General features: G+C 52.1%; 22 protein-coding genes. 5 read left to right on the forward strand and 17 right to left on the reverse strand.

Annotated elements, in window-relative coordinates:
• Nucleotides 1–7 precede the first annotated feature (7 nt).
• Nucleotides 8–1018: a sialic acid TRAP transporter substrate-binding protein SiaP gene (locus tag ACR0JR_RS21765; protein WP_480458123.1), complete on the reverse strand. Its 1011-nt coding sequence runs from the start codon at nt 1016–1018 to the stop codon at nt 8–10.
• 102 nt (nt 1019–1120) lie between these two features.
• Entirely contained in the window at nt 1121–2203 is a 1083-nt protein-coding gene (locus ACR0JR_RS21770; RefSeq protein ID WP_480458124.1) for a Gfo/Idh/MocA family protein, read from the reverse strand.
• A 209-nt stretch (nt 2204–2412) separates the two neighbouring features.
• On the opposite strand from ACR0JR_RS21770, the gene ACR0JR_RS21775 reads away from it, so the two are divergent.
• Complete coding sequence (locus ACR0JR_RS21775) at nt 2413–3066, forward strand: GntR family transcriptional regulator (protein ID WP_480458125.1); 654 nt, start codon at nt 2413–2415, stop codon at nt 3064–3066.
• A 411-nt stretch (nt 3067–3477) separates the two neighbouring features.
• Here the strand turns inward: ACR0JR_RS21775 and ACR0JR_RS21780 are convergent, their stop codons facing one another.
• Together ACR0JR_RS21780 and ACR0JR_RS21785 are read right to left on the reverse strand one after the other, a co-directional pair.
• The gene (locus ACR0JR_RS21780) at nt 3478–3945 is read right to left on the reverse strand and encodes a transglycosylase SLT domain-containing protein (RefSeq protein ID WP_480458126.1); all 468 of its coding nucleotides are present in this window, start codon (nt 3943–3945) and stop codon (nt 3478–3480) included.
• Nucleotides 3946–4053: 108 nt separating this feature from the next.
• Complete coding sequence (locus ACR0JR_RS21785; protein ID WP_170547144.1) at nt 4054–5040, reverse strand: DMT family transporter; 987 nt, start codon at nt 5038–5040, stop codon at nt 4054–4056.
• A gap of 243 nt (nt 5041–5283) precedes the next feature.
• On the opposite strand from ACR0JR_RS21785, the gene ACR0JR_RS21790 reads away from it, so the two are divergent.
• A complete protein-coding gene (locus ACR0JR_RS21790) occupies nt 5284–6894 on the forward strand; it encodes an arylsulfatase (protein WP_480458127.1) in 1611 nt (536 codons plus the stop codon).
• 118 nt (nt 6895–7012) lie between these two features.
• Here ACR0JR_RS21790 and ACR0JR_RS21795 read toward each other — a convergent pair whose 3' ends face one another.
• On the reverse strand, nt 7013–8194 hold the full coding sequence (locus ACR0JR_RS21795) for an adenylate/guanylate cyclase domain-containing protein (RefSeq protein ID WP_480458128.1): 1182 nt from the start codon (nt 8192–8194) through the stop codon (nt 7013–7015).
• Between the two features lie 194 nt (nt 8195–8388).
• On the opposite strand from ACR0JR_RS21795, the gene ACR0JR_RS21800 reads away from it, so the two are divergent.
• Entirely contained in the window at nt 8389–9921 is a 1533-nt protein-coding gene (locus ACR0JR_RS21800) for a phospholipase D family protein (protein WP_480458129.1), read from the forward strand.
• A gap of 188 nt (nt 9922–10109) precedes the next feature.
• On the opposite strand, the gene ACR0JR_RS21805 is transcribed toward ACR0JR_RS21800, so the two are convergent.
• Nucleotides 10110–10931, reverse strand: a complete 822-nt coding sequence (locus ACR0JR_RS21805; RefSeq protein WP_480458130.1) for a hypothetical protein — start codon at nt 10929–10931, stop codon at nt 10110–10112.
• A 124-nt stretch (nt 10932–11055) separates the two neighbouring features.
• Between ACR0JR_RS21805 and ACR0JR_RS21810 the strand changes: the two genes are divergently transcribed.
• Complete coding sequence (locus tag ACR0JR_RS21810) at nt 11056–11379, forward strand: hypothetical protein (protein WP_480458131.1); 324 nt, start codon at nt 11056–11058, stop codon at nt 11377–11379.
• Between the two features lie 109 nt (nt 11380–11488).
• Here ACR0JR_RS21810 and ACR0JR_RS21815 read toward each other — a convergent pair whose 3' ends face one another.
• The 5 genes from ACR0JR_RS21815 to ACR0JR_RS21835 form a co-directional block, all read right to left on the reverse strand.
• The gene (locus ACR0JR_RS21815) at nt 11489–12256 is read right to left on the reverse strand and encodes a DUF302 domain-containing protein (RefSeq protein ID WP_480458132.1); all 768 of its coding nucleotides are present in this window, start codon (nt 12254–12256) and stop codon (nt 11489–11491) included.
• A gap of 106 nt (nt 12257–12362) precedes the next feature.
• Nucleotides 12363–12737 carry a DUF4345 domain-containing protein gene (locus tag ACR0JR_RS21820; protein ID WP_010443491.1) on the reverse strand — a complete coding sequence of 125 codons (375 nt, stop codon included), beginning with the start codon at nt 12735–12737 and terminating at the stop codon, nt 12363–12365.
• A 245-nt stretch (nt 12738–12982) separates the two neighbouring features.
• A complete protein-coding gene (locus tag ACR0JR_RS21825; RefSeq protein ID WP_480458133.1) occupies nt 12983–13279 on the reverse strand; it encodes a hypothetical protein in 297 nt (98 codons plus the stop codon).
• Between the two features lie 832 nt (nt 13280–14111).
• Nucleotides 14112–15656, reverse strand: coding sequence for a ShlB/FhaC/HecB family hemolysin secretion/activation protein (locus tag ACR0JR_RS21830; RefSeq protein WP_480458134.1), 1545 nt, complete (start codon nt 15654–15656; stop codon nt 14112–14114).
• Nucleotides 15657–15874: 218 nt separating this feature from the next.
• Nucleotides 15875–16807 carry an SdiA-regulated domain-containing protein gene (locus ACR0JR_RS21835; protein WP_480458135.1) on the reverse strand — a complete coding sequence of 311 codons (933 nt, stop codon included), beginning with the start codon at nt 16805–16807 and terminating at the stop codon, nt 15875–15877.
• Between the two features lie 182 nt (nt 16808–16989).
• On the opposite strand from ACR0JR_RS21835, the gene ACR0JR_RS21840 reads away from it, so the two are divergent.
• Nucleotides 16990–17748: a DUF4956 domain-containing protein gene (locus ACR0JR_RS21840; RefSeq protein ID WP_480458136.1), complete on the forward strand. Its 759-nt coding sequence runs from the start codon at nt 16990–16992 to the stop codon at nt 17746–17748.
• On the opposite strand, the gene ACR0JR_RS21845 is transcribed toward ACR0JR_RS21840, so the two are convergent.
• From ACR0JR_RS21845 to ACR0JR_RS21870, 6 genes are all read right to left on the reverse strand, one after another.
• Nucleotides 17749–18690 (reverse strand): metallophosphoesterase family protein, encoded by a 942-nt coding sequence (locus ACR0JR_RS21845; protein WP_480458137.1) that lies wholly within the window; start codon nt 18688–18690, stop codon nt 17749–17751.
• Nucleotides 18680–20113 carry a hypothetical protein gene (locus ACR0JR_RS21850; protein WP_480458138.1) on the reverse strand — a complete coding sequence of 478 codons (1434 nt, stop codon included), beginning with the start codon at nt 20111–20113 and terminating at the stop codon, nt 18680–18682. Before ACR0JR_RS21850 ends, ACR0JR_RS21845 begins: the two co-directional genes overlap by 11 nt.
• Nucleotides 20114–20895: 782 nt before the next feature.
• A complete protein-coding gene (locus tag ACR0JR_RS21855) occupies nt 20896–21069 on the reverse strand; it encodes a hypothetical protein (protein WP_480458139.1) in 174 nt (57 codons plus the stop codon).
• Nucleotides 21070–21111: 42 nt separating this feature from the next.
• The gene (locus tag ACR0JR_RS21860) at nt 21112–21417 is read right to left on the reverse strand and encodes a hypothetical protein (RefSeq protein ID WP_480458140.1); all 306 of its coding nucleotides are present in this window, start codon (nt 21415–21417) and stop codon (nt 21112–21114) included.
• A gap of 60 nt (nt 21418–21477) precedes the next feature.
• Nucleotides 21478–22092, reverse strand: a complete 615-nt coding sequence (locus tag ACR0JR_RS21865) for a hypothetical protein (RefSeq protein WP_480458141.1) — start codon at nt 22090–22092, stop codon at nt 21478–21480.
• Between the two features lie 55 nt (nt 22093–22147).
• Nucleotides 22148–22447 (reverse strand): hypothetical protein, encoded by a 300-nt coding sequence (locus ACR0JR_RS21870; protein WP_480458142.1) that lies wholly within the window; start codon nt 22445–22447, stop codon nt 22148–22150.
• Between the last annotated feature and the right edge of the window lie 412 nt (nt 22448–22859).

The following is a 22859-nucleotide window of genomic DNA, read 5'->3' on the forward strand; positions in this document are numbered from 1 at the left end:
TGCAGGCTTAGTTGCCCAGAGCGTTGATCTTATCCAAAACGCCTTCGGGCCACGAACCGGCGAATTCGCTGTCCAGATACATGGATTGTACCTGATCGCGGAACGCTGCGAGATCGGGTTCGTAGATCTCCATGCCCTGCTCTTTCAGGAAGCTTACAAGATCTTCTTCTTTCTGAAGCTGCTTTTGGCGACCCGATTCAGCAGCTGCATCTGCAGCTTCTTGAACCTTAGCTTGCTGTTCAGGGGTCAGGCTGTCCCAAACCTCTTTGCCGATGGCAATATAGTTCAGGTCCACCAGATGTGACGTCAGAACGATCTGGTTGGTCACTTCGTAGAACTTTGCGTCCACAACGGTCGGCAGCGGGTTGTCCTGACCGTCAACAGCACCGGTCGACAGAGCGGTATAGACTTCGGAGAACGCCATAGGTGTTGGAGCCGCGCCCAGCGCCTTGCCCAGGAACTGCCATGCATCGGTGCCCGGCATCCGCAGGTTCACGCCATCCAAGTCGGCTGGCGTCGAAACCGTCAGTTCATCCTTGGGCTGGCGCAGGTTTACCTGGCGACGGCCCAGATACATGACCGACAGCAATTTGACGCCCAGTTCCTCTTCGGCCTTCTGCTTGAAGGCGTCCATCAAGGGATCGTTGAAAACGGCGACCTGATGCGCTGCATCCTGATGGACATAGCCTGCGGTAAAGATCGAAAACTCTGGGAAGAACTGCGCCAGTTCCTGCGCCGAGGTAATCGACATTTCCAGGTTGCCGCGGCTGATCGCGTCCAACTCGGTACCTTGTGCAAAGATGGTGCCGTTATAGCTGGGTTCATAACTCGCGAAGTCGGCGACCATCGGCGCGAAAACCTCGGCCATGGCAACCGAACGCTGATCGGTTTCCGACCCCGAGGTTGCGAGGCGAAGTTGCACTTTATCCTGCGCCAGCGCTGCACTTGTTGCGCTGAACAGAACACCGGTGGCGACCAGGGCTGACACAGCAGCCCGGCGTGTAAGTTTGAAAGTCACTTTTTTCCTCCCTGAGACATCATTGATGCTTCTTTTTTGACGATTCCAAGTTTTGACCTATTTTGGACATTTTGCAAGATTTTTTACAAAATATCTGATATTTTATACAACCGAAACATTTGCGATCGGTGCTTGCTGAAACCTTTCTATCCTGATCGTTTCGCCTGTTCTGCAAGAATTCTGAATAGCCTCAATGACTTGAAGCGTTCTAAAACCTTCCCATCCCGACACAATAGGCTCGGCTTCGTGCCGGGCCACTTCAACAAAATGCCTAAGTTGATTAACCAAAGGGTCTGAGGCGCCCTTCTTGAGCGCTGTGGACGAAATGGGGGTCCACCAATCTCTTTGCTCACCCCGATAGCTCCAGAGCCGGAGGTCAGGGACGGATAGCGACCCATGAGAGCCACCGATCATGTAGCTGCTTTCAGTGGTTGATGGATAGATTGGATATTCCTGAGACGTCATCTCCCAACTCCAAGGCGCGACGATGCTGTCAGACACGCTTATGGTGCCAATGGCTCCGCCTTCGAACGTCAGCAACGCGCCAGCAACATCCTCGTTGTCGTAGCCGCGCTGCGATGCAGCCGATTGCGCCTGAACGGTTACGACCTCTCCGGCCAGATGCCGCAGAAGATCGACGTCATGGACAAGATTAACCGAGATGGGTCCCGCGCCAGGTTTCTTTCGCCAGGGCGCAGTGTCAAAATACTCGTCGGGCTTATAGAACCAACAATTCGCATGGATTGCACGAACATCACCGATCTGCCCATCAGAGATCGCCTCCTTGGCCGATTTGATCAGTGGATTGTACCGGCGATGGTGTCCAACCATAAGCGGTACGTCTGCCTTCTCCGCCTCTTGAACAAGCTCTAGTGCCGCAGCAGCTTCTACGGCAATCGGCTTTTCCACGAGTATGGGGCAACCGTGCCGTATGCACGTGAGGCCCTGCTCGACATGAAGTGTCGTTGGGGTCGCCAGCACAGCGCCGTCCGGGGTCTGATTGGCGAACATTTCTTCAAGAGTCTCGTAAAACGCGACCCCATGTTCATCAGCATACGCGCGGCCTTCGTCGCTGGGATCGACAAATGCAACAAGATCGACATTACGCAACGCACGTATTGCATCTGCGTGGCGACGCCCAACAAGGCCAATGCCGACGATGGCAATGCGAAAGTTCTGAGGCACTTTGGTTCCTTCCGGAGGATCCAAAAAAGCTCTGGATCCGATGTTTGCGACTAGGCTGCAACGCCCAATTTGAACACGACCGTATTGGGGTTTTTCCGATTCCGCAATAATGTATGATATTTTTATTTTTACCATACATCAGTTTGGATTGCTGATGACCTTCAAAAATGATAGATGAACGAGGAAACCAAGAATATCGGGTGAAATGCATGGCGAAGCAGCCGTCTACGATAGGTGCAAGCACGTATCAGCGCATCAAACGGGATATCATTTTCGGAGAGTTGAAACCCGGCTCGAAACTTAAGCTGGACGCTTTGAAAGAGCGGTATTCGGCAAGCCTTTCGACGCTTCGTGAAACGCTGAACAGGCTCGCCAGCGACGGATTTGTCGAAGCTCCCGAGCAGCGAGGATTTCTGGTTACGCCAGTTTCCCGTGAAGACCTGACCGAGATCGCAGAGCTGCGCGCCCTGTTGGAATGCCACGCATTGGAATTGTCGATCGCAAACGGCGACACGGATTGGGAAGGCAACCTTGTCGCCGCGCACCATAAGCTGCACCTGATGGAACAGCAGCTGCTAAAGGGAGATGACTCTGAGAAAGAAACCTGGAAACGGTATGATTGGGAGTTTCACCAAGCCATGATCGCGGCGTGCAACTCCAGGAACCTTCTGACGCTGCACTCGATCATCTACGATAAATACCTGCGCTATCAAATGCTTGTACTAACCTATCGCGGCGAAGAAGCCGTCGAGGAGCATAAAGGCATGTTCAATGCCGCCTTGGCCAGAGACGCGGATACAGCCAAAAAGCTGCTAGTGGATCATATTCGAAATGGCCTCGCACATACGTTAGAGGCCATGTAGCCTGCCACAACTAATTGAATTGCCATAGATCACTCGCGACTCGCCCTCGATTTCTTTCGATTTCGCGCAGTTCGCGTGCGGCTGCCACCCCGAGTTCGAGTTTTCTTTTTTGTTCCTCCAAGTAAGCAAGACAAGCTTTGTGTTCAGCGAGACCCTTCTACAATGCTTTGAACTTCTCAAATGTATCAGTCGCTTGCATGAATTGCAGCCGATGCGAGCGTCGGGCATCTAACTGTCCCTTCCTCTTAGGGAGCTCCTGCCAATTTTCTTCGAGGTTTTGGCGCACCTACAACTAGATGTAGGGGGGCGCATAACACTGCATTCCTTCCCTTGATTTCATTCAGGAAATTCGTGTGGAGGAGCTTCTTTACGGTTAATTTGAAGCTGTATCTAGCTCCTGTGGAAAGGGCTTCAGCCGCAGTACTTTCGTACCTCAGTATCCCTAAGCCCGGTGGCCACAAGCATGCATCTGTTTCGCGCCTCGTAATAGTACCCACGTGCATACCACAAGACCGCTTCGGGCTCGTTTCCATCTGAAACCATCCAAGCTCCGCGCAAGTATTTCACGGCGTATGTCAGGTTGGTCTGAGCGTCCAAGAGGTCGGAAGGCTGTCCGCGAAATCCCATCTGGCGCGCTGTCGCAGGCAGAATCTGCATCAGGCCGTAGTATGGGCCATTTCGAGCATTGGGACGATAATCGCTTTCTCGTTGGATCACACGGTGTACCAGGCTCCTCGGCACACCGTTTGCATCCGCAGTTTCGTCGATCATCAGACGCAGCTCAGGGGTCTCACCGGGATAAAGTCGGGTAATTGGCTCTGCGGGTTCCTTGCCGCAAGCGGTAATAAATAGCGCGGCAAGAATGACTGTGTATCGCATCAAAATTCTCATCTCATTAACTACAAGATTCATCAGCGCTCAATTACGATTGATATTCAATATCCCAAGGTATTGTTGGGCGGGATTTAGCCAGATTCGATTTGGCACCTAGTACCGACGGTGCACTCTCTTTTCAGTAACGACATGCCTCTTTTTCTGACGCTCACGCAAAAAGACAAACAATCCTGACCCCAAGATCAGTGCGATACCGATAGCGACAGGCAGGTTTGGGAGCTCGCCCCAGATGACCCATCCCCAGAAAATGGCCATGGGAAGACCGACATATTCAAACGGTGCCACTGTAGCTGCGTCTGCCATGCGGTAAGCCTGGCCAAGGCAATACCCGATGATTGCAGAATTGAATCCTAAGCCGATAAACAACCAACGGTCAGACCCTTCGGGCCAAACCCAAGCCCGCAGTAAAAAGATCAAGCTTTCGTTCTCGAACTCGTTCGCAAAACGCCCATCCCCTGCCACTGACCAGAACAACAGGCTGACAACGATAAAGCACGCCTGAATGTAAACAGCCATTGCTGAGGCCTTGGACTTTGCGCCAAGAAAACGGGTTAGCACGTTGTTGAGGGCATAAGTGAAAGCAGCAAGAACCGGCAGGGCATACATCAACAGACCAACTTCACGCTCTCCACCGGCCTCCCATGGGCGAGTCATGATCACTACGCCCAAAAATCCGACAAGCACGGCGCCAATCCGCATCGGCCCAACTTTTTCGCCAAGCAATGGGATACTCAGCAATGTGATCATCAAGGGGGCTACGAAGAAAACAGCGGTGGCTTCTGCCAGCGGCATTACCGCCAGAGCCGTAAAGAATGTCAGATTGGCAATGACAATCAGCAGTCCCCGCAAAAGGTGAAGTCCCGGCTGATCGGTTTTCAGGATGCGCCAACCGCCCTCCATCTGGACAAGGGCAAAGCTGAACCCGATCCCGATCAACGATCTAGTAAACACCATTTGGTGCAAGGGGTAACCGCCAGACAGGAATTTGATCAGCATATCATTGATAGAAATCGCCAATATTCCGATCAGTACGAACGCAATACCAGCTGTCGGGTTATGTAGTTTTTGTTCCGCTGTCATGAAGTGCCCTTTCTTTGGGCCACTACCATGGGTCACACAGTAGGTCACGTCGCTTTGCGACACAGCGGTTCGCTCAAATATCCGCGACGCGCTTCCGGAGCCGTTTCCATTCTCGCTCTCGAAGCCTCTGTGCCGACGGCCGTGGTCGTCAACCTCCCTCTCCCCACTATCGTCGCGTCGCTTGGAGGCAAGATCATCACCGATAATGAGGTAAGCTCATAAGTGCAGCAATGGAGCCCCCAAATGCCGACAAGAAAACGACCGAATGTGATACTGATCCTGGCCGATGATCTGGGTTTTGCAGATTTGGGTGCCACCGGATCGGAAATACGCACTCCAAATATCGATAGCCTTGCAAGAGATGGTGTGCTGCTTACAGCAATGTATAACTGCGCTCGCTGTTGTCCGACGCGGGCATCTCTTTTGACCGGGTTGTATCCGCACAACGCCGGCGTGGGTCACATGGGGGCCGACCTGGGTACGCCCGCATACCAGGGGTTTTTACGTAATGACAGCGCCACCATAGCGGAACACCTACGTGCAGGTGGCTATCGGACATTGATGTCCGGCAAATGGCATGTCGCCGGTGACTTCATGGCGCGCGAAGTCGACAGCTGGCGGGTCGGAGATGTTGAGCATCCGACGCCGAGACAGCGCGGGTTTGATCGCTTCTACGGGATCGTCGATGGCGTCACCCACTTCTTCTCGCCGCATTACATGCTCGAAGATGACAGCCGTGTCATGACATTCCCGGATGACTTCTATTTCACAGATGCAATCACGGACAAAGCAATTGAAATGATCGAGGAAACACCCGACGGCCAGCCTTTTTTTCTTTATCTCGCGCATACTGCACCACATTGGCCCCTGCATGCCCATCCCGAGGACATCGCTCGCTATGACGGGGTGTATTCAGGCGGTTGGGACACAATCCGTACCGCACGGCACGAAACCATGAACAGCATGAACCTGTTTCAGAAGAACTGGAAAATTTCTCCACGTGATGTTGCCGTTCACCCCTGGGAGGCCGAACACAATACCGATTGGGAGGCACGAAAGATGGCCACCTATGCTGCGATGGTAGACCGGATGGATCAATCTATCGGTAGACTTATCGCTGCGTTAAAGCGTTTGGGGCAGTTTGAAGACACCTTGATTTTGTTCCTGTCTGACAATGGTGGCTGCGCGGAATTCATGGCGGAAGACGGATGGGCAAAATTTTTCCCGGATACTACAAATGACGGCCGCCCCATTGAAATGGGAAACCGCCCCGACATTATGCCGGGCGATGCCCAGACATATCAGAGCTACGACAAGCCGTGGGCGAATGTCTCGAATGCGCCGTTTCGGTTGTTCAAGCACTACGTTCATGAAGGCGGCATATCGACGCCGCTAATAGCGCATTGGCCCAATGGGTTTGCCTCAGAAGCAAACGCGCACGCCGCCTGTCATGTCGTTGATGTGTTACCCACTATTTTAGAGGCAACAGGATGCCAGTACCAAAGTGAGGTTGGTGGTCACGAAATTCAGCCTATGCAAGGGCAGTCGTTGATGGACCTGTTCCGCGGCAAGGATTGGACACGAGAAGAGCCTATCTTTTTCGAACATGAAGGAAATTCGGCGGTACGGCTGGGTCAGTTCAAACTTGTCAGGCAGCATGGGCAAGATTGGGAACTCTATGACATCGAAGCGGATCGCACGGAGTTGACTGATTTGAGAGGGAGCAACGCCGAATTGGAGGCGGGCTTGATTAGTCAATACAATAACTGGGCCAAACAGACAGGTGTTATGGATTGGGATCTTGTGCTTCCGAGGCTGCTAGCGGCTTGGAAAATTGAAACAGCAGAGGGATAGTTGGCTTAACGCAGGGATCATAACCGTCCATCTCTGTACTCCAAGTAAATGACTGCCCTCAGCCCTAAGCGGACCTTCAAAAAACAATGAACGATTGAAGTCCTAACAAGAGAGAGCATCACTTTGCTTGATCAAAGAGACTGATAACGCGAAAAATCTGCACAGGGCTACCGATGCCCTTCAGTTCCCGTTCCCCCAGTTCTTCGGTCTCCACATGTTGTTCTATGTCTAGAAGCGCCCGTTGGTTTAATAGGATCTGCCCGTCGCTGGCAAAATCGCAAAGCCTAGATGCGGTGTTCACAGCACCACCGATTGCGGTGTAGTCGGCGCGACCATGAAACCCGATAAGCCCAAGCGTCGCGTAACCACTACTGATCCCAATACCCAAACCCATCGCGTGCCCGAGTTTCTGCCAGGGTGCTCGTATTCCTTCGAAGGCTTCGCTTATTTCTTTAGCCAGCCGCACGGCTTGCAGAACGGGCTGATCGCAGGGCACCGGATCATTGAAGAACACCATCAATCCGTCTCCGGCTCGGTATCCGATTGTTCCCTTGTGTTGGGCAACTAAATGACCGACTTCATCGTGGAAATGCTGGAGAAGGGTGATGACATCTTCTGGCTCAATCGCCTCGGAAATCGCCGTGAAATTGCGGATGTCGCAGAATAGGCAAGCGATGTATCGACGATGAGTTTTAAGAAGCTCGTCAGAATTTTCTTCTACGACAAGCTCCGCAACCTGAGGAGCAAGGAATTGTTTGAGTCGTGCCAGCCTGTCAATCTCGCCTTCCTGGCGCTTTACCTTCTCGGTCAGTCTTTCGTTCAATGCCTCTATTTCATGTGTCTGGTTGCGAACCGTGTGGTTCAAAGCATCGAGTATAAAGTTCTGGTTTAGCAAAGCCGCGATCACCAAGAGCACATAGGCGAGCGCTTCGACACGTTCGTCATAGCCGAAGTACAGCGTGACAATCAGGATGACGGCAGCAATCCCTCCGAGGACGAGTGGAAGCTCCTTGGCATGCCGTTTCCGGTCTCTCCATAAGAAACTAACCGCCAATAATGCAAACACCCACATGAGCACCGCTTGCACATGAGGGTTTATGGAAAGCGCTTCATAACCAACCAAATAGGTCAGTAGAATCCCGGAATAGCACGTGGCCAAAGAAGCCAGAGCAGCCAAGACAGCTCCGATCCCGATTGGCATCGAAATTCTGAACTCCTCTGTTGCCACGCCGATACCGTCGTCCACGGCACGCGGCGAAGGTTCCGCGGCAGAGTCATTTCTGTGTTCGGGATCAGACATGGTTCTCGTTTGCGCTTGGTTGCTGGTAGAGTACGTTTGAATTGAGGTTGCGTCAAAATCACATACCTGCATGGGGCAGTTGAGGGTTTCACCAAATCAACAACGACAAGCGAAACAACCTCATGTTTTACAGAACAAACTTGCAATCACCCGTCTCGGCGTAGTCACCTAGGATACGGGGATGGAGGAAGCTGATGACGCGATGGAAGTTTGTGGTTTGTGTTTGGTGCGCGCTGACTCTTGTTGCTTGCGCTCCAAAAACTCGCACCTATGAAAAGACGTTATCGGCCTCGCTTCCGGCAAACTCGCGCACAGCTCTTAGTCAGGCAGCCAACCGGCTTGGCGATCCCAAAGACGGTCGGTCGGGGGTCAAGCTGATCAGTGACGGCGAAGAAGCGCTTGTTTCACGTTTGCTGTTAGCGGCTGCGGCTGAGCAAACGATAGACGCGCAATACTACCTGCTGCACAACGACCCAACGGGCCACCTTTTTGCGGCCAGTCTTTTGCAGGCGGCAGATCGGGGTGTTCGCATCCGATTGCTACTGGATGACATGGATACGTCCAGTTATGACGCGATGACGGCCGCGTTGGACAATCACAAAAATATTGAGATCAGGTTGTTCAATCCTTTTTGGCGAGATCAAAGCCTGTTGATCGCGGGGCTGACGGACTTCAAACGCATCAATCGCAGAATGCACAACAAGTCAATGACAGCAGACAACGTGTTCACGATTGTGGGTGGGAGAAACATCGGCGCCGAGTACTTTCTCGCACGGGAAGAAATGAACTATGCTGATCTGGATGTTCTGGCCGCAGGCCCGGTTGTTCGCGAGGTGTCGCGAAGCTTTGACTCTTACTGGAACAGCGAATTCGCCGTACCAGCTCGGGTGGTTGTTGGAGAACCTCAGGAATTTGACCTTGGTGATGCGCGAGTCAGGTTGAACGAACTGGTCGATGAAGCGAAGCAAACGCAGTATGGCGCGGCTCTCAGAAAGTCAGCACAAGAGAACTTCGCAGATGGTGCCCTGTCACTGGATTGGCTGCCTGCGAAGCTTTATGCTGATCCGCCGTCAAAAGCCGCCGGTCTCGAGAACTCAAGTCCCGTTCTGGCATCTCAATTGCTTCCGTACTTTGAGAATGCCAGCAGTGAGGTGAACATCGTCTCTGCCTATTTCGTGCCGCGCAACAACGGTGTGAAATGGTTGACCGAATTGGAAAGCCGCGGCGTCGACGTAAAGGTTGTAACCAATTCACTTGCATCTAATGACGTCGCACCCGTCTACGCGCACTACGCCAAGAAACGCCGAGCACTTCTGCGCGGTGGGGTAGAACTCTATGAGCTGCGACCCGACGCCTATCAGGTCCAACGCCGGGGTATTAACTGGGCTCAATCCAGGTCAGGTCTACATTCCAAGGCGTTTGCAGTTGATGACCGATACTTGTTCGTAGGGTCATTCAACTGGGACCCACGTTCTGTCAACATCAACACCGAGATGGGAATTCTGATTGACTCGCCAGCATTGGCTACACAGACCATGGGTGCCTTGGACGACGCGCTACCCGCATACACATATAACGTGACGCTCGAGAAAGCTGGTCAGCTTAAATGGACGACAAAAGGCGATGATGGCAATGTAATTGAATACCAATCCGAGCCGACGGGATCGGCCTGGGATCACATAGTTGCTGGATTTCTAAGTATTTTACCAATTGGTTCGCAGCTTTAGGTTTTTTGGCAGATAGCCGATGCTACCAGAGAACTCCGGCCTGTAAAACGGCAGCCTTGGGTAGAAAACGCCTGTTGATCGTTTCCAGCCTGTCATTTGGTTTGCCCGAAAGCTAGAATTTGCAAAGTCCGCTTTCTGCGCATTGCAGACCTTCGCGCACGGCATAACACCCAACATTAGAGAATGCATCATCCCAGAACTTTTAGATCTTTTGGTGCGAGCCGACTTTTCTCCGGCAATGTCCCAAATTTAATTCCTTCGATTTCGAGTTTGTCTCGTATCGCTACAAGTTCACCCAGTTTGTACTCAGATTGCTCAGGAACAACGTATAGTACTTGAGGAACCTTTCTCAAAAGAAGTGCTGCTCTTGCCAGTTGGTCAATCAAGTAGCCAGGATCAATTCTATTCCTCGGGCCTTTGATCTCAATCGCTGCAAAAGGCTCCGAGCCTTTGTATACGATTAGGTCTGTGGCAAGAGGCTCGAACGTTTTGCCTTCTCGAACAGTCAAATTTTCCACATTGAAGATGTCACTAGTGTTCTGTTTGAAAAGCATTTTTGCGTTTACTTCGAAGTCTCGGGCTCTTCGCTGGCCGCCAAAACCACCTCTAGCAATCACGACCGCAGGCTTCTCCGCCAATCGAACTTCATCAAGAATAGACTTAGTTTCCGCCTGAGATAACTCCCCTGAAAGAACGGCATCAGCTATCTCTTTGGATTTCCTAGGGTCATACCGATCTATCCTTGAAAGCAAAATAACTTGCATCATGGCCAGCCAGTCGGGCTTTGATTCAAAAAGATCGGGTCGGTTCTGTTCTAACCATTTCGCCGCGGACATCGGATTGCGAAGGCTTGCAGGCTTTGTGCCTCTAATAGCGGCAACGCTTTGGAGTGCATCGTCCGGAAACGCGTACCCGCAGGCTTGGCTGTCTTGGACAACGCGATTCAGCCACGCTCCGAGGGCAATCCAGTTTTCAGTTTTGGCCAAATCTTGAAATTCGTCTTCAGTCATCATCGGTCGCAATTGTTTTATTCGCATCAAGCCCATTGCCAATGCGAATGGATGCATGTATAGAGCCCGTATGAGGATACATCGACACGCACCCCCGACGGCCCGACGCGTTCACAAGCGCGGAATGAAAAAACGCGCTGGCAAAATGTCTGGCGTCAAGTTCCCAGGCGTCATTCAGCTCGAAAGCCAAATGGAAGCAGCACTGGTTCGTTGCATGCAGGTCGACCCTCGTGTGGTCTCGCTTAAGCCACAGCCTTGCACAATCGACATGGGAACCGGAAGAGCATTTGCAAACAAAGAAGCGGCGCTAGCGGCTTATGAAGGGCGTCGGTACAGGCCTAAGCTTTATACACCAGACCTAGAAGTCAAACTTGTCGACGGCCGTTTGTTCTACTTGGACGCCAAGCACAGCGCTCACATAGATAAGAAACCTGAGTACCTGGACTAGTGGAAATAGAGCATTTTTTGAATTCAGTTTGAGCAGTGTACCCAGCTCAGAATGGGCAGCCAAATACGGAATATAGCAATTCAGAAAAATTGTGACTTCCAACCAGCGGCTACTCAATTGCAGTGCGAAATGTTGAGGTAAGTAGTTTGTTCAAACCGTGATGAGGCTCCGCAGAGGAACCGTAGTGCAACTCCGCCAAGGCAGCGATGTCATTGAAAATGACTACGGAGCCGCCCTCTTCATTCGCATAAACCAGTAGTTTTTGGCAAAAGGCATCCAAACCAATTGCCGGAAAGCCCGCCATTGCCACGCCACCGGGTGCTGGTCCGCCGAACAGCAAGAGAACCGTATCCGGCAGCGCCACCCCCTGTTGGGAAGCTTCCGTCGCAAAATCGATTTCCCCAAACCAGACAGTATCGTCCTGCCCCATTACGGCTGTCCTGAGACGTTCGACTGCCTCTGGTACGCTGCGCTGAGATCGCAGTTCGATGACCCCATAGTCGGCAAACAACTCGCTGGTTGGCGCTGGTGCTGCATCCAAGCCGTTCAGAACTTCGAGCAGCTTGCTCTCAAATGTATTTAACGCTTGGGTGTCATTCAGACCATGCCGCACTTTGAGAAACTGAGAGTCTGTATAGGCGATCTGCGGGCGATCATCCTGATCGAATGAGAGAACGCGAAAAGGAAGGTCCAGACCTGCTCGTATGTTCTCTTCCAGAATGGGCGTGTTTATCTCTGGATCAGAGAAAATGAGTACACGTGATGCTGGCATTTCTACGCCTTCAGCTTTGGCCAAACGCGCGTGATCTATCGATGCGATTGGAGTAGCTCCCGCTTCGACAACGGCAGTCTCAAGCTCTAAAAAGTTTTTGTCCACCGCAGTCTGAACAGACGACGATTGTGCAAGACCGGAGGTCAAAACCGACGCGGTTGTAATCATCGAGAGAACAAAGAAAAACCTCAGCACTTTAACACTTCCTGTTTCATTGTACTTTTCTCAAGGAAACCGCCGCCAGAGCTGCAAAAGCTATCTCGGCCGCAAGAAAAAATAGAAGTACCCCGTTTGGAACTCCATCGATAAGAATGCTTAGCATGCGTCCAACTGCCAGTCCCGACATAAACAAAAAAAGAACCCAAAGCGCCGGTTGTTGTAAATCTGGTTTCGCCACAGCCGCTAACCAAAACAAAGCGTTTGCCAGATAAAGACCCATAATCGCTCGGAACACGTGGGTTTGGTTCGTCCCTTCCACAGGAAATCCCAGCAAAACTGGGATCGAACTGCCGGGCATCAGACCGTATGATAACGCAATTGGCACGAGGCCGACGGCAGCAAGCAAAAGTACCAATCTAGCACTCATGGAGGAATCCTTCTCGTAGAGGTTTCGCTCTTTTGCGAATTCCCAATCGGTTTTTTGAGGCAACCGATGATCCGAGCCGGATGCCCAAACAGCAATCAGAAAGGCATATTGTATGCCTCATTAACCTTTTGAGAGATGACACCTTCGGTTGATGTCTATTCTTCAACTTAACCTTGGTTAGAAACCAGCTTCCCACTCGGAAGAATTCCTCTAAGGTTTCTAGATGTGCCTTTACCAGACTGGCGCTACTGCTGCTTTCGTTTAACCGAGATAATGCATCCAGAGTGTTTTGGATGCCGTGCAGGGACATCTCGTGCCATAGCGTCCACGTTTCCGAGGTGCCGCAACGCTCCGTTGTTGAGCAATACGCCTCGCCCAGCATCATACCGGCGCTGTCCAAATCCGCTGGCAACGCATTCCCAGTCTTCCTTGGCCGCCGCGTTGCGGAATCTCGGTAGGTCGTGCGGGTCATGTCGTCCAGGTGTTGCTGCGACGTGATCGTGTTTCTTCGCATTGCTTTGGTGGGTTAAATGGTGGGTCACTTGTGTTGTGCCAGGTTGCTGGACAGTACCGGTTGTCGGCCTCGGCTTAGGGCGCATGATTGTCACGACGCCTTGTGGATTCGGATGTCCTGGGACTGCCACGTGAGTTGCCGTAGGTTTCGGTGTCAACTGTGGAACCTGACCAGGAACCGCCGTGGGAACCTGATTGGGGGTTGCGGTTGGGACAAGCGGTGGTGTCGCTGTAGTGCCGCTGGGTTGCGGAACACGGCCGGGCACTGCGACCGGAATCTGATTTGGTGTTGCGGTGGGCACAAGTGGCGGCACTGCTGTTGGGCCGGTAGGTTGAGGCGGAACCTGGCCAGGGATAGCTATCGGAACTTGATTGGGAGTTGCAGTCGGAACTTGCGGCGGCACCGCGGTAGGACCAGTAGCCAATGGCGGAACCTGATTTGGAACGGCTGTCGGAACCCGGTTTGGTGTCGCGTTTGGTGCCAGAGGCGGAGTTAGGGTCGGCGCTACTACCGGCGTGGGAACCTGACCAGGAACCGCTATCGGTGTCGCAATAGGAACCTGACCGGGAATTGCGTTCGGAACCGCGCCCGGCGCAAGGACTGGAACAGCAACGGACGTGGGCGTTTGCGGCGTTCCCTTAGGCGGCAACTGATTTGCCACCGGCTGAGTTGGGCCAGTAACTTGATTACCTGCCCCTTGCCCACCAGCCTGCCCGCACCCTTGGCTCGACTGGTGTGGGTTCCCTACGCCTCGGCACCACCCGTAGTGATTTCCCTGCGCGACGACCTGCGTAGCGGCCAGTTCTGCAAACAAACAAGCTGCTGCGAGCAAAGCAATGCGGTTCCGTTTCATAACATCCTCACCAACTTGTTGTCAGAGCAAGATACGCGCCAGGATCGCCAGAGTCGGTCAAAGGGCCGTCTCTCAAAGGGACACCTACATATCCGGACAGGAATAGGTTTCGCTTAAACTCGATGTCCAAACCCAGACCTGTTGAGGCCAGTGTAGCATTATCAACTTCGAAACTCGCAGGGTCATTGTTCGAGATGTAACCCACGTCGAAAAAGGCAAAGGGTGTTAAGCGATGTATGCTCTGGGAACTGGGGAAGTAGGAATGAGACACTTCGAAAATCGCGGAAATCCCGGAATCACCATCCACTTCGTCAAAACGATATCCGCGCAAAGCATAACGATCACCGAGGAAGTACTCCTCGACTGAGGGCAGCCGGTCTGTTGTGTACTGCCCCCAGATCTCGGTGCGCCAAGCTGTGTTGGGAGACAAACCCGTTAGCGGGCTTTCGTATCCGACGCCGCCTCGTAGATGCCAGAACGAAGAGTCCCCGTCGTCAAAACTTGCGTCTGTGGTGTCGTTGTCATTGTCACCAAAAGATAAGGTTAGCCCCGCTTCCAGAGCTTGTCCTTTTGGGTAGTTTTGCCCGTAAAGATATGTAAGGCCAACGACACTCGCGTCACTAGACAATGGAACGCCGCCGCTGACTGAGTCCGCTTCGGAAATGCGGTAATCCAGCAGAAGATACCCATAGCGGGCCACATCGCGGATCACGGGGTAACCCATCGCGACTGTGAAGTTCTCGCCGTCAATATCTGTTCTTGCAAAGTCCCCCGAGAGGTCACGTTTTGCGTTTATGTTCCCGTAGAAGATCTCACCGTACAGACCATTGCTGTTCAGCGGCGTGCGATAGGTAAGAGCGCCCCATAAAGAGTGTTCATCGTCTTTGTCCCAATTGTAATTGCCTGATCCCTCAAATCGCAGCAAATCCCCGACGGTCAGCGTTGAATAAAACTCTTGTACGGCATAGAAGCTGAGCGCTTCTCCAAGCTCACGCGGAGGGTTGTCGAGTGTCGCACTACCGGCTTGTTTTCGCAGTGGCTCTCCCAATACCCTCAGCCGCGCACCAGCTTGATCCGGGTAATCAAGTTCGGTCGACACGTCCAAGTCGGGTATGTCCTCGGCCAACATAACGGCCCGCTCAAATCGTTTGAGAGTTATTGGATATGCGGTGGTGAGGGGGCGAAAGATCTTTTCCAAAGTTTGGAACGTGCGCGTATCTACACCTTCGATTTCGATGGTTTGAATACGCCCTTCATCGACAATTATGCTCTGCCCATCGGGACCAGGCCAGGCCTCAGCCAAGAAGTAACCGTCTTCTCGGTAGATCTGAGTGATCGTTGATGCGACCTCCACCGCTGTGATGCGCCCTGACCGATTAAAGGCCAACTGACCGGCAAACGTTAACAGCTCATCCGTATCATATACCGTTGCGCCGCTGACAGAATGCCGGGATGCGACGTCCCAGGTTTGGGCACTGCTACTTTTGGGAACTGATGCAGTGGCCACAAGAGTGCAAATGATCGTAATTACAACCGAGTTGGTTACGGGCATTTTTGACAACCTTAAGGTGACTGAGCATATTGAAACCCGATGTTATTACGTGGTTCGCATATGTGAACCTGACGCTATTCGAATACATTGATGGGTGATGTTTTTTAGAAACATATCGAACAGAGCGCAGAATTACTTAGTACGCCGCACATACGGCGGCGCTCAATTACAAAACCTGCTTCTCAACCAGTTAGAGTAGAGAACTAGTAGGACAGTCCTCACAACTCGGGTTGCTCAAAAACATAAAGCCGCGATTTCTTGGCATCGTCCGTCAAGATATAGAGAAGCCCTCTGGTCTCATCGAGAGCGATCCCTTCGGGATGTTTAACTTCTTTTTGTTTTCCATCTTCTGTGAACGTCAAACTGATAGACTTTACTGATTTGGATTTTGGATTGTAGACGAAGATCTGACGGCTTTTGTCACTCACAATCCAAATAGAACGCGAGGACCGGGACCATGCCAGGCCACTCAAATCCAGTTCATCATCATCTACACGCTCGGAGATAAAACCTGCATTGCGGGCTAAAGGAATGATCTCAATAATTTCGTCTAGCTCTGGTGATAACACCATTAACAACCTTGGTTGTCCCTCAATGCCAACGAAGACCCGCCCAGATTCCGGGTCAACGGCGATGCCTTCGGGGCCCTTGTTCAAAGGGTTGTCGATGAGTAAAGCAGCGGCGGTCGGGTAACCTTTGAGAGATGCGAGAGGTATTGTAGTCAGTTGAATGGGGTCAGTTGGGTGAACGACTAGGATTGATCGGTCAGTTTCTTGAAGCACCAAGACAGATCCATCTTTTCGAGGTGCAACACCCTCCAAATCTGATCCTGCCAATGCTGGCAACTTGAAAGAGTTTCCTAATACCCCGTCGACACCGAGTAGGTGCAGTTTAGGTTCGGCATCACTTACAGACCACAAGAAGCCTTCAGCGTTAGACATTGCTAAACCGGAAGGCTCTGAAAATCCCTCTGATTTGTCTGCCACCTTGAATTTATCGACCAGAACCAAACCAGCACTTTCGGCGCAGGCAAAATCGGTCCAAGGCAAGAAGGCTGCCGAAACCAAGCTGGCCGCAACAGCGAGTCTTCTAAGATTGCAGAAACACCGTGAAATTTCAGCTTTTGACGAAAACAATCTGTTTTCTGTCATTGGATTCTCTCGCGCTTGGACCACATCCCTGTATCAGCGTTCGTATCACAGTCCGGACACGATGTCCGAAGAATGCACTGTAATCTCTTTACCTGATCCCGCCTGTTGCGATTGAATTGAATAGGGCACGATGTGCCTTTGGTGAAGCGTAAGCCTTTGGCGTGAGCAGGAAGGAAGAAAAGTTGAATACGACCCTCACATTTGTGACCGTGTTGTTGATGCTGCTGTTGCCAGGTGCTGCGGTGTCACAAGTCGACCCTGCGACGATGCTGGCCGGGCCTTCGGGGTCGGAAATCGTTATCGAACGCCGGTGGACGCAGTTTCGTGGCAAACAGGAACTGTATTTCTTCACTCTCGATGTGATCGTCACGATCATTCTGGCTGGTTTGATCGTCTATCATCCGGTGAGACGTAAAGCCCGTAGAAGCGTCCGCGACATATTTATGCCAAGGCTTTTCTTTCTATATGCGCTTATCGGCATGGCGGTTGGTTTTCTGGTAGTTCAGCACGGTTCAATGATCGGTTTCGTTATCTTTGGCATCGGCGCGTTGCTGAGGTTCCGCTCCAATCTCGATGATCCGGTGGACACTGTCGAAATGATAATCGTGACTGTTCTTGGTCTTGCGGTCGGTTTGGGCTTGCCGCTGATGGCCACTCTGGTGGCGATTGTGTGTTGGTGTTTCATTTGGCTTGGTGGACGCAACAAGGGTGTCGAAGTCTCCCTCAAGGCATCAGACGAAGAGCACTCATTGAACGTCAGCGGCGCCATTGAAGCCATGGCCGCAGACGCTGGCTGGAAGCTCGTTAGAAAACACCACGTTCCCGGCAAATCTCGCGTTTCATTGCTTTTCATTACTTCGGGAGGACTTTCAGAAGCCCGGATCGAAGAGATGGTAAACGATCTGGTCCCAGAAAAAGTTGAACTGAAACTCAATCTCTAGTCATTTGACAAGGTCTAATCGTTTCAACACCGCATTCGGGGATCTGATCTCTTTAGGGAGCGACTTGAAGTTTACCGACCTTTCGAAATCAGGTCCTCGATACACTGCTATCCCAAATTCGCCGTTTGGCTGGAACGTAACATGAGTGAAGCTGTGAGGTGATCTGGCTTTTGAGCCGATAAGCCGTCGGGGGCCACCTCCCAGACAAGCTTGGGAGACGTAAGCAACACCGTCTTTCCAACCTGGATAGAAGGCATGATGGTGGCCTGACAGATGCAGAACGACACCGCTTTCCAGGTAGATCTTCTCAAGTGTAGGGTCACCGATGATTTCTCGTTCGCGCTGGATCGCGAACGGCCAAAGTGGGAGGTGGCTGAAAGTGACAATAGGGTCTCCGTCTGCACCCAATTCCCGTAGCCGGTCCTGCTGGTCGCCGGATAGGGGACCTAGGGTCGTTGCATTCAGAGACGCAAACGTAATGCCCTGCATCTCAAATGCGTAGAAGAACGGGTAGTCATCAGAAACCAGGAAATCGACGCCTGGTTTTCTCGGCGTCCATTCCTCTGCGTATATTTTTCTTTCACGCTCGAACCCACGATAGGCGGAGGCATCGTGGTTTCCAGGCGTGACCGCAAATGGAATGCCGGCAGCCTCTAAAGGATCTGATACGGCCTCGTGAAACGCCTTCCACATTTCCCTGACCTGTTTGTCGGACAAGTTGGGAATGCGCTGTCCCGCAACCATATCTCCGGTCGAAATAACCAAATCGGGATCAATCTCGATTATGCGCTCAATCGCTTTGTCGACGCGGGCATCGTATCTTACCGAACCATAGCTTCCATTCAGATCCGATATGACGATGACATCCAATGCCGCCGCTTTGCTGGCGAGCAGAGCGGTCCAAATGAACGCCGCAAAAAGGGTGGAAAGCTTACGGGGCATTACAGTCCACAGCCTCTACCTCGGTGTCGTTTCTCAAAAAGAATGCGACAGGATCCAAGTCGAACATCAAATCACCATTAGAACAATTGTCCCAGAGAATAGACGTTGCCAGCTCGGTGTTTTTCACAACTTGGGCAATCTGCCTATCTGACAACCCAAGGCTCCGCGACAACCAGCCGTAGACGAGACCTTGAGATTGAAGATCACTATTCAAAGCAACCAAGCGCCGATACGTGCTTGGAGAGAAGTGGCGAATTTTCTCCAGCATTTGGGTAGATTTCGCGAAGTTGGCATACTCGACACGCCCACCAGCATCGTTGTCGTTTAGATTGCTGCGACGGATCAATAACGCGTCGGCGGGAACGTCTCCATCGTTTGGCTCATGGTGCTTGGCTTTCTTATGCTTCAGCTTTCCGTCTTCGACCCAATACCAATAGGGTGTAAAGTCTATGTTTCCTACGCGGTCCTGCTGGCTAAAGATGAAATCGAGGAGAACAATCTCGGTAAGTTCTTGCATCCAAAATGCCATCTGTTGGTCGCTGACATCGGGGCCGAGATCCTTGTTGATCATCCGGTCTTTTCTGCCTTCTCTGACGCCCTCTGCAATGGCCTCTGACAAGGGTTTCGAAGAACGCAAAGCCAAGAAAGCGGGGGTTTCCTGAAAGTCACGGTTTTGGCCTTTCCCCCAACCAGACTTGCGAGTGCCGTTGATTTCCGAACCGTATCGATGCCCAGGACTATCAAGCAGTACACCGTAAATCTGCGCTCGATCTGCGGTGAATAGATCATCGGTCGGTTGGTATGAGTTCGGATCGGCGTCCGCAGCTGCAAAGACCCGCCAGCCTTCATGGTTCATGCGCCCGCCATGAGAGCCACCAGAAATCGCAAGGCCAGGCTCTGCAACCTCGGAAAAATGCGCCTGGGCGTCCATGCTTCGCCAAACGGCGACTGGAACTTTTACAGTCGTGTCGAAATATCTGGAGAAATGATAGTAAAGCAGCGACGAGGTGGAAAAGGTTCCACTGGTGCCCTTTTGGTTCATAGTGGATTTGAATTTGGCCACCCTGTCCTTGGCCAGATCTTTTGCTGCCTTCCCCTCCTTGCAAGCGTTTCTCTCGAATTCAGAACGGTTCCCCACGTAAGGTCCTTCCGAGATATCGTAGACGGCCATTCCTGGGCTGGTGCTCCAGATTTTTGGGCAAATAGCAATTTCGGAGGCATAGAAATCGATTTCGCAATAGGCAGTTTCTTCCTCAAGATCGCTGTTCTTGTACACGCCCGTTGGGACTTTTTCGATCCGAATACAGCGTTCAGTAACGCCGTTGGGACTATCAAATGTCGTGGCTTCACCGAGAACATCGTCGTTCGCCCACAAGACAGTGGGTGCAATGAGAGCAAGTGACCCCAGAAGATTGAACTTCATTTGGATAGTCCTCCCGGTATCATTTAGGGCAAATCGCTGCCTGTTGTTCGGTGGAGATTTTCAACTTTGGGTCGACACTGAAGTTGGAGAATTTTGTGTCAATCCACTGGTCGCACCCGCCTGAACAAGGCGCCCCGTTTCGGGCATCATTCCAATATTCCTTGGCCCTTTCCTCCGTCCAACCGCAAAACTGAACGAGCGCCATTGCCGACAATGCACCCGAGGAATGAACGCCCCACATGCAGTGCACCAGGACAGGGCCTTTTCCAGGGTTTTCAATCACCTCGTGTATGGAAGCCATGACAGCACCGGGTCGGGAGGATCTGGCACTTTGATAGTCAAAGGATTCGTTTCCACAACTGGTGCGACCGTACTCAGTGTTTTTGCCAAAGTCGGCGTAAAACCCGGTGGAAAACCCTTCACTGCACAAAGTTTCGCGTTGTCCTTCACTCAGGCCCGTTCGGTCCTTGTCGCCGCCTTTGAAACCAGAGCGATACAATACTCCGCTTAAGACTACGCGAAAAAAAGCGACACCATCAACTCCTCCGTCGCCACCCTTTGAAAGCATTTGACTGTTGCTTGGGCCACCGTTTCGACTGGTCACATCAGAATTCGCCGCGGTTGCAAGAACACCAATGAATATGAGGGACGTCAAAAACCGCATGCGTATTCCTTTCTGTTTTCAGCCAGCGATGCTCACGCTTTTCTTGCCGGGAGTCCCGCGGAGAGGCTCGTTCACGGTAACCATGTAAGGCGGGCGGTTGGCTTCCCGTCCTGAAGTTTCAAATTGGCCACACCAGATTGATGAGAAAGACGACTACGAAGTAGGCCAGAACAACTTTCCAGTTCCATTGGTGTTTGTTTTCTTCGTTGATCACCCCGGCAGATTTCAATGCCAGGTTTGTGACTATCAAAGCTGCAACAGTCACCACAGCGTGTGCAAGATCGAAGTGCATTTCTCAGCCTCCTTCACTTTTATAAACTAATCCGGACAAAATTCAGCAGTCGGAGGAAGGAAGCATGGTGACATCTGAATACCGACCCTCAGATGTAGTAATGCGCGCGCAAGCGCCTGTATTCCGGTTGAACCAGTACGAGGTGAGACCTTCGCTTCGGATGAATTCAAATCCGAGTTTTTGGATGCCCATTTCAGCCTGACCGGCGCGCGCACCTTCAAAAGACGAAAGGTCGCTTGAACTGCCGACGGTTGGCGACCCAGTATCCACTGATCCCCCGTTATCGTCACATGCCGCCAAAGCAAGGGCACAAACTGCGCCTCCAAGCAGCGATAGATTGGTTCTCATTTCTTCTCTCCGTTTCTGGTCTCCAGCAATCCAAAAATCCAGTGCAACTCACGCGTGGTCTTACTCGATTCCAAATATGACGTTGTAGTCAACTTGCGCATTTCCCCGGTTAATAACTTCAACGACATGGTCACCAGTTTGCCAAAGCTGTCCTCGATACTCCTTGTCCGCCGACATCAATCCTAACAGTTCAGAACCATCGGGGTTACGAATAACGTAGTCCAAAGAGCCATTTCGCGGAGCAATGCGGACGTAAAGGAACTGTTCGTTATTGGCACCGAGAATATATTGCTGCGACGCTCCGGGCGCGAGTTCATCAACGAGTTCAGCGCCGGTGGAGCCAGCATCGAATTTGACACGTTGGCTACCGGTAGAACCGGTGGCGCCTGCCGCTGCTCCACCGCCATCATCCATCGCTTCGACAACCGACATCTCGCCGATGCTTCCATCCTTGTACGCGATGCAGCGCCAAAGTGTTCCACCTGCATCTCGCAGCATGACCAGCGTACCGGCTTCCGAGAACTGTGAACTTTCAATCGTACCTGATTGACCGTCTGGTCCTCCCACCTGCCGCAAATGGTCAATACACGCATCGTCGGCTTCTGACATTGCAAAAGCAGCAGTGCCCGCGATTGCGAACATGGGTGTGAAGAGTTTGATTAAAAAGGGTTTCATCAGATGGTTCTCCGTTGGCTTGTACTTACAGTCTTGTTCCGTACAAAGCGGAACGTCACTTCGCTTCTTGTAACTTTGACAGAAATTCATCGCATGCCTGTGCACTGCCGACGATCTCATCTGTCGTTTCAATTCCTTGCAGTGACGCCATCTCGGAATTAACGCGGTTGAGGATCTGGTCCGCTTGGTCAGCGGTGATCAGGTTCTCGGCCTGTGCTCCTTTCAATGTGGAGCAGACACCGGCGGACAAGCCTGTCGCAACGCCGACACCCATCGCGGCCCCACCACCCAAGGTCATCGCCCCAACCACGCCGAGGACGAGCCCGATCACAATTCCCAAGATCACTTTTCCCATGTGTTCCTCCCTTTTGGTGAGACAGAGCTCCGCCTTCATTTCTGGTGTAAACTGCGAACCCATCTGCAAATGAAAACCAGCGCCAAAATGTTGAGCATCGGCGCAATCGCTGCAAACCACGGCCTGGCGGACTCCGAAATTAATTCCGCTACAAGTATCCAAGGTAGTCCCAACGGCAGTAGGAACACTCCGGACAAGGGGTCTCGTTCCTGTCCCAACCAGCCAAATGTGCCCGTCAAGAATGCAACCAACGCCAACAGGTACAGGACCGCGAATACGATGATGGTGGTTCTACAAACCAAGTCGAACCTCAGCAGATCAAGCCAGTGCTGCGCAGCCGTTATCGGCTACGCAGCAGACTGCTCACAATGCGCCTTCGTCGCCCAGGAACTCGATACCAGCTGTCGCGCCA

This window comes from Ruegeria sp. AA3 (genome assembly GCF_056542905.1).

Coding starts and splice junctions, on each gene's coding strand:
- ACR0JR_RS21850 (WP_480458138.1), bottom strand. CDS start 20,113: ATGAAGTTCAATCTTCTGGGGTCACTTGCTCTCATTGCACCCACTGTC.
- ACR0JR_RS21870 (WP_480458142.1), bottom strand. CDS start 22,447: ATGGGAAAAGTGATCTTGGGAATTGTGATCGGGCTCGTCCTCGGCGTG.
- ACR0JR_RS21795 (WP_480458128.1), bottom strand. CDS start 8,194: ATGTCTGATCCCGAACACAGAAATGACTCTGCCGCGGAACCTTCGCCG.
- ACR0JR_RS21800 (WP_480458129.1), top strand. CDS start 8,389: ATGACGCGATGGAAGTTTGTGGTTTGTGTTTGGTGCGCGCTGACTCTT.
- ACR0JR_RS21865 (WP_480458141.1), bottom strand. CDS start 22,092: ATGAAACCCTTTTTAATCAAACTCTTCACACCCATGTTCGCAATCGCG.
- ACR0JR_RS21860 (WP_480458140.1), bottom strand. CDS start 21,417: ATGAGAACCAATCTATCGCTGCTTGGAGGCGCAGTTTGTGCCCTTGCT.
- ACR0JR_RS21845 (WP_480458137.1), bottom strand. CDS start 18,690: ATGCCCCGTAAGCTTTCCACCCTTTTTGCGGCGTTCATTTGGACCGCT.
- ACR0JR_RS21820 (WP_010443491.1), bottom strand. CDS start 12,737: ATGAGTGCTAGATTGGTACTTTTGCTTGCTGCCGTCGGCCTCGTGCCA.
- ACR0JR_RS21775 (WP_480458125.1), top strand. CDS start 2,413: ATGGCGAAGCAGCCGTCTACGATAGGTGCAAGCACGTATCAGCGCATC.
- ACR0JR_RS21780 (WP_480458126.1), bottom strand. CDS start 3,945: ATGCGATACACAGTCATTCTTGCCGCGCTATTTATTACCGCTTGCGGC.
- ACR0JR_RS21805 (WP_480458130.1), bottom strand. CDS start 10,931: ATGACTGAAGACGAATTTCAAGATTTGGCCAAAACTGAAAACTGGATT.
- ACR0JR_RS21830 (WP_480458134.1), bottom strand. CDS start 15,656: ATGCCCGTAACCAACTCGGTTGTAATTACGATCATTTGCACTCTTGTG.
- ACR0JR_RS21785 (WP_170547144.1), bottom strand. CDS start 5,040: ATGACAGCGGAACAAAAACTACATAACCCGACAGCTGGTATTGCGTTC.
- ACR0JR_RS21835 (WP_480458135.1), bottom strand. CDS start 16,807: ATGACAGAAAACAGATTGTTTTCGTCAAAAGCTGAAATTTCACGGTGT.
- ACR0JR_RS21790 (WP_480458127.1), top strand. CDS start 5,284: ATGCCGACAAGAAAACGACCGAATGTGATACTGATCCTGGCCGATGAT.
- ACR0JR_RS21810 (WP_480458131.1), top strand. CDS start 11,056: ATGAAAAAACGCGCTGGCAAAATGTCTGGCGTCAAGTTCCCAGGCGTC.
- ACR0JR_RS21855 (WP_480458139.1), bottom strand. CDS start 21,069: ATGCACTTCGATCTTGCACACGCTGTGGTGACTGTTGCAGCTTTGATA.